Origin of the sequence: Streptomyces sp. NPDC007162, assembly GCF_040634175.1 — a bacterium.
GTDB lineage: Bacteria > Actinomycetota > Actinomycetes > Streptomycetales > Streptomycetaceae > Streptomyces.
This window is the reverse complement of sequence record NZ_JBEYFC010000532.1, coordinates 1-5,934: the sequence shown is the minus strand read 5'-3', so window position 1 is coordinate 5,934 and position 5,934 is coordinate 1. Positions and strand designations below refer to the sequence as shown.

The 5,934-nt window shown below is 71.6% G+C and carries 4 protein-coding genes and 2 pseudogenes; 3 read left to right on the top strand and 3 right to left on the bottom strand.

Going from position 1 to position 5,934, the window contains the following annotated elements; genetic code table 11:
• Positions 1-2,329: M4 family metallopeptidase (locus tag ABZ646_RS38270; RefSeq protein WP_360529809.1), on the bottom strand; the 2,329-nt coding region annotated here is incomplete at its 3' end.
• A 466-nt stretch (positions 2,330-2,795) separates the two neighbouring features.
• Between ABZ646_RS38270 and ABZ646_RS38265 the strand changes: the two genes are divergently transcribed.
• From ABZ646_RS38265 to ABZ646_RS38255, 3 genes and pseudogenes are all read left to right on the top strand, one after another.
• Entirely contained in the window at positions 2,796-4,004 is a 1,209-nt protein-coding gene (locus ABZ646_RS38265) for a phospholipase D-like domain-containing protein (protein ID WP_360529806.1), read from the top strand.
• Positions 4,005-4,077: 73 nt separating this feature from the next.
• A complete protein-coding gene (locus ABZ646_RS38260) occupies positions 4,078-4,413 on the top strand; it encodes an STAS domain-containing protein (protein WP_360529803.1) in 336 nt (111 codons plus the stop codon).
• Between the two features lie 111 nt (positions 4,414-4,524).
• Positions 4,525-4,896 (top strand): annotated as a pseudogene (locus ABZ646_RS38255) (ATP-binding protein); the annotation flags it as partial.
• Here the strand turns inward: ABZ646_RS38255 and ABZ646_RS38250 are convergent.
• Both ABZ646_RS38250 and ABZ646_RS38245 read right to left on the bottom strand, forming a co-directional pair.
• Complete coding sequence (locus tag ABZ646_RS38250; RefSeq protein ID WP_360529800.1) at positions 4,816-5,307, bottom strand: STAS domain-containing protein; 492 nt, start codon at positions 5,305-5,307, stop codon at positions 4,816-4,818. The pseudogene ABZ646_RS38255 and the gene ABZ646_RS38250 sit on opposite strands and share 81 nt — an antisense overlap.
• Positions 5,300-5,934, bottom strand: a pseudogene (locus ABZ646_RS38245) (hypothetical protein); the annotation flags it as partial. The gene ABZ646_RS38250 and the pseudogene ABZ646_RS38245, both read right to left, overlap by 8 nt.

Below are 5,934 nucleotides of genomic sequence, written 5' to 3'. Positions count from 1 at the left end.
GTTCCACCAAGGAGAGCAAGGCGAGCTCCACGAAGGAGACTCCCGTCGGCGCCAGGCCTCGGCGCATGAGCCGCCACTGTTCGATGTGACCGACGTCGATCGCGGCCCGGTCCTGGACGCGGAGCTTCCAGGTCCCGGACAGGGGTTGCGCGGAGGCGTCGAGGGTGAACGTCTGGTCGACGTCGTCGGCGGACCCGCCGCTCCGGTTGAGCAGGGAGTACGCGGTTCCGTCCGGGCCGACGAGGTCGACGGTCAGGTCACCGCGGTAGGTGTGGATGATCTTGACGTAGACCTGGGTGGTGGCGGAGGCGTTGCCGGTGCGTCCGGTCACGGTGACCGGGGACTCCACCGCGGGACCGTTGTCGGGGATGTCGACCCGGGTGGTGTTGGCGTAGACGTAGGCGATCCGCCAGGAGAACCGCTCGGTGGCAGAGGCGCCCGTGGCGTCGGTGACCGTGACGGTGACGTCGCTGGTCCCGAGAGTGGTGGGAGTGCCCGATATCAGGCCCGTGTCGCTGATCGTCAGTCCGTCCGGCAGCCCGGTCGGGCTGTAGGTCAGGCCGGCGCCGGAGTTGGTCGTGTAGGCGTCCGCCTGGAGGGACACCGCCTGCCCGATTCCGCTGATCTGGTCGGCGATCGGGGTCACGTTCACGCCGAGCGCGATCCGGTTGCCCACGTTGATCGCCGCCCACGCGTCGGCCACGGCGAGGTAGGAGGGGCTGTAGGCGCCGAACAGGTCGGCCGCCGCCTGGAGGGTGGCCGTACGGGCGCCCGCGTAGTCGGTGCTCGACGTCATGTAGGTGGTGAGGGCGCGGTACCAGACGCGCTGGGCGTTCTCGATGCCGATGCCGGTGACCGGCCGGCCGTCGTAGGTGGGGCTGTCGTACGGGACGCCGTTCACGGTCTTCGCGCCGCTGCCCTCGGAGAGCAGGTAGAAGAAGTGGTTGGCCGGGCCCGAGGAGTAGTGGACGTCGAGTCCGCCCAGGGACGGGCTCCAGTTGTCGCTGGACGCGCCGTCCCGGGAGGGCTTGTCCATGTAGCGCAGCGGTGTGCCGTCGCCGTTGATGTCGATCTGCTCGCCGACCAGGTAGTCCGGGACGTCGGCGGGCAGGTTCTCGTAGAACTCGACCGCGGCGGCGAAGATGTCCGAGGTCGCCTCGTTCAGGCCGCCCGACTCCCCCGAGTAGGTGAGACCCGCGGTGGCGGCGGTGACGCCGTGGCTCATCTCGTGCGCGGCGACGTCGAGCGCGGTGAGCGGGTGGGTGTTGCCCGCGCCGTCCCCGTACGTCATGCAGAAGCAGCTGTCCTGCCAGAAGGCGTTGACGTAGTTGTTGCCGTAGTGGGCGCGGCTGTAGGCGGCCACGCCGTCGTTGCGGATGCCGTTGCGGCCGAAGACGTTCTTGTAGAAGTCCCAGGTGGCCGCGGCACCGAAGGCGACGTCGACGCCGGCCGTCTGCCGGTCGGCCGGGGTGCCGTCGCCCCAGACATCGTTGTCGTCGGTGAAGAGGGTGCCGGTGCCGGAGGTGCCCTGGTTCAGGTCGTAGGTGCGGTGGCCGGCCCGGTCGCCGTCGACGAGTTGGTAGGTCGAGCCGGAGAGTGTGGTGCCGAGGGGCACGGTCCCGTTGAACTGCCCGGTGCCGGTGCCGGTTTCGATCCCCTGGTACTGGAAGAGCGGTTTGCCGGAGACCGCGTCGGTGATCACGTGGAGTTCGTTGGGCGTGCCGTCGTCCTGGACGCCGCCGACCACGGACTCCCAGGCCAGGGCGGGCTTGCCCGAGGCCGCCCAGACCACGAGCCGGGGGCTGCCGTCGAGCGCGCGGCGCCCGGCGCCCGCCTTCGCGGCCGCGCCGAGTGCCCGGGCCTTCGCCGTGGCCGGGGATATCCGCGCCTTGGTGGACGGGACCGCGAGAGCCGCCCTCGAAGCCCGGGAGACGGTCAGACGGCCGGCGCTGTCGTGGACCACCAGGTCGCCGCCGAGGACGGGCAGGCCGGCATAGGTGCGTTCGTAGCGGGTGTGCGTCGTGCCGTCGGCGTCCCGGGCGACGTCCTTGACGACCAGCTTCTCGTCGGCGCCCAGGCCGAGGGTCCTCGCGGTGCCCGGGGCGTCGGCCGTGGCGCTCCTGAGCAGGGCCGTGCGCCTGGCCGGGGAGAGCGGGGCGGGGGCCGCGCCGGCCCGGGGTACGGCGTGGACGGCGGCGGGGCCGGGTTCGCCGGCCGCGGCCAGGGCGGTGCCGGTCTGGAGTCCGGCCGCGAGCAGGGTGGTTGCCGCGGTCAGCGCCAGGGTGACGCTGTGTCTGAGCCGACGGTGGTGACGGTCCTGCCGGAACATGGCGTTCTCCTTCTGTGGGGTGGTCGGGCTCGGTGAAGCCCGGGAGAGCGGGGCGGCTGGGTCGAGCCGTCCGGCGGCGCGCGGGTGAAGGGAGGAACGGGGGTGGGGCCACGAGAGGCACGGTGCGACGGGATGACGTCTGCTCGGCCGTGCGGTGAAGCGGGGGCGAGGTGTGGGTTTTTCGTGAGACGTCTGTGCGTTCCCGGTGAACGTCCCGGGAGCAGACTGGCATCCGACGTTCGACGTTGTCATGACCGAACCATGACAACGGCTGGAACTGGCGGTTGCGCGCCCTGACTTCACCCTCCGCACCGGATGCGCGCCCGGGCCACGTCCGGTGCGGGCCTGATGCGCGACGAGCGTCACCGCGACGGCTGGAGTACGCCGGTACCGACCGGGCATCCGGTTGTTCGGGCTCGTCCGGCAGCCCGTGCTCTTCTGTCTTCCGGCCCTTGGGGGAATCGGCGTGATACTCGACGGCATACCGGCACCCCCCGCGCGCGCCGCCGCGCCCGACGTGGCGGCGCGCAAACAGCGCCTGCGCCGCCGCCTGGAGCGGCTGATCGGCGTGGCCGCCACCGAGGGCAACGACCTGACGCCCTTGCGCAACGGCGACGAGATCTTCCCCGCGATGCTCGGCGCGATCCGCTCGGCCCGGCACACCATCGACCTGATGACGTTCGTGTACTGGCGCGGGCAGATCGCCCACGACTTCGCCGCCGCCCTCGCCGAACGGGCCCGCGCGGGGGTGCGGGTACGGCTGCTGCTCGACGGCTTCGGCGCCAAGGAGATCGAACAGCGGCTGCTGGACCTCATGGGCGCCGCGGGCGTACAGGTGGCCTGGTTCCGCAAACCCGTGTGGCTGTCGCCCTTCAAACAGAACCACCGCTGCCATCGCAAGGCCCTTGTCGTCGACGAGGAGACCGCCTTCACCGGTGGCGTCGGCATCGCGGAGGAATGGTGCGGCGACGCCCGCAACCCGGCCGAGTGGCGCGACACCCACGTCCGGGTGCGCGGTCCGGCCGTGGACGGCATCGCGGCCGCGTTCGCACAGAACTGGGCGGAGTGCCACGACGAACTCTTCGACGAGCACGACCGTTTCACGCCGCACGCGGGAACCGGCTCGTCCGTGGTGCAGGTCGTCCGCGGTTCCGCGAGCATCGGCTGGCAGGACATGCAGACCCTGATCCGGGTCATGCTCACCTCGGCCGAGGAACGCTTCCGGCTGGCCACCGCCTACTTCGCCCCCGACACCTATTTCATCAACCTGCTGTGCGAGACCGCCCGGCGCGGTGTGCGGGTCGAGATCCTGCTGCCCGGCCCGCACACCGACCAACGTGCCTGCCAACTGGCGGGTCAGCACCACTACACACGTCTGCTGCGGGCCGGAGTCCACATCCGCCAGTACCAGCCGACCATGATGCACGCCAAGATCATCACTGTGGACTCGGTCGCCTCCCTCATCGGGTCGACCAACTTCAACCGCCGGTCCATGAACCACGACGAGGAGGTCATGCTCGCCGTCCTGGACGAGGAGTTCACCGCCGCGCTCGACCGCGACTACGAGGCGGACCTGAGACACAGTGCGGAGATCGACCTGACCCGATGGAGACGCCGGGCGCTGCTGCAACGCGCCACGGAGGCCGCGGTCGTCCCGGTCCGGCGGTTCCTGTGAGCGGGCCCGCTGTCCGCCGTACCCGTCCCGGACCGGCTTGGCGGCGCAAACGCCCAGGTGACACGATAGCGCCATGCCCGCGGCCCACGCCATGAACGTCCACGTCAGCCGTCAGGACCAGGCTCTGCACGTCGTCCTGCGCGGAGAGTTGGACCACGACGACACCGAAGCGGTCGAAGGCGCCTGGGAAGCCGCCGACCGCGCGGCACTGGCCACCACGGTGGTGGATCTCGCTCGGGTCACCTTCGCCGACAGCATGCTGCTCAACGCGCTCCTCGAAGGCCGGCGCCGGCACCACACGGCCGGCCGCGCGTTCGTCCTGCGCGGCCCGCTGCCCCTGCCGGTGCGCCGGCTGCTGTCCGTCAGCGGCACCCTCGGACACTTCACGGTCCTGGACCCGGACCCCTGAGCAGGACCGGGACAGCGGTCATCGCCATGAGCGCGGCCACCGCCAGCCGGCGAGAACTGCGCACGAACACGACCCGCCGACAGGAAGTCGAACGCACTGCACGGGAACTCTATGGTCACCTCCCTTGGAAACCGGGCCACGGACGAGCCTGTCCCGGCGTCGCCGTCACGGTACGGCGTCGCCTGGGACAGCGAAGGCACCTCCGTAGCTCACGCGCGGCACGCCGTGCGCACCCTGCTCGTCCGGGCTGGACACCCCGCGGACCGCCAACCGACGCTGGACGCACAGCTCGTCGTCAGCGAGCTCGTCACCAACGCGCTGCGCCACGCGCCAGGCCCGGGCCGGCTCCTGCTGGAACTGCTCCCGGAGCACGGCCTGCTGCGGATCACCGTCCGCGACCGCTCACCGCGGCGGCCGTGCCCGCTCGGCCCCGACCCGCACCGCGTCGGGGGACACGGCCTGCACCTGGTCACCCGGATCTGCGAGCGGTTCCACACGGTCCTGCTCGACGACGGCAAGCAGGTCACGGCCGAACTGAGCCTGCGTCGGCCCTAGGTGTGCTGTCCCGGCGGTGAGGTGGTCCAGCACGTTGGTCAGGCGCAGTACGCGATCCAGGACCTCGGGCCGGTTGTCCAGGCGGAGCGTGGCGCCGACGGCACGGGTACGGCGGTGGACCATCAGCAGGGCGGCCAGGCCCGTGGAGTCGATCCAGGTCAGGCCGTGGAAATCGACGCGCACCTCGTGGGGCGGATCGCCGTCGCCCAGGTGCTCGACGACTATGTCGATCAGGTCGTCACCCGTGTCGTGGTCGAGTTCGCCGCACACCCGCACGGACAGCGTGGCGGGTTCGTGGACGACGGTGACGGCGAACTCGGTGGGCGGGAAGTCAGTCATGTGCGGGTGTCGAGGTCGGGGACTGGACGGTGGGACGGTCGCGCAGCGCGGCGCCGCCCGCCTCGATGAGGCCGACGGTGCGGGGGAACTCGCGCAGTTGACCGGCGAGGACGTCGAGGGCCGCCACCAGGGAGCGGGCCGGCACGTACCTGGCCTCCAGGATGTCGGCGGTCCAGGTCAGGAACGAGGTGAACAGCTCGGGGTCGTCGACGTAGAGGGCGGTGGCCAGGAAGTCGACGATGTGGGCGAGGTCCTCCGCGGTGCGCTCGCGTTGCGCGTCGTCGTAGCCGCGCACGGCCGGGAAGCGGGTCTCCAGGCCGGCCAGGGTCTGCCTGACGAGCGGAAGGCGGGACCGGACGACCGTCGTGTACTCCTGGTCGGCCAGGTGCGGCAGGTCGTCCGCGACCTGCCGGATCGCCGCCGGACGGGATCGGGGCAGCCCCGATGCCAGCACCGCGGCCGCCCCGCGCGCGTCGGCCGCCCACTGGTCGGCACCGAGCGCCCGCGCGTAGCGGCCGTCCGCGCCGAAGGTTCGGGATGGCCGGCCCCAGTGAAGCGCTGTCGGCGCCGTCACTTCCTGCGGCGGCTGCCCTTCGCCTGCTTGCGGCGCTCCGCGCGGGTCAGGCC

Bases quoted from the DNA above. Each gene is read 5' to 3' on its own strand.
- ABZ646_RS38260 (WP_360529803.1), top strand. From the start codon at position 4,078: ATGCCCGCGGCCCACGCCATGAACGTCCACGTCAGCCGTCAGGACCAG.
- ABZ646_RS38250 (WP_360529800.1), bottom strand. From the start codon at position 5,307: ATGACTGACTTCCCGCCCACCGAGTTCGCCGTCACCGTCGTCCACGAA.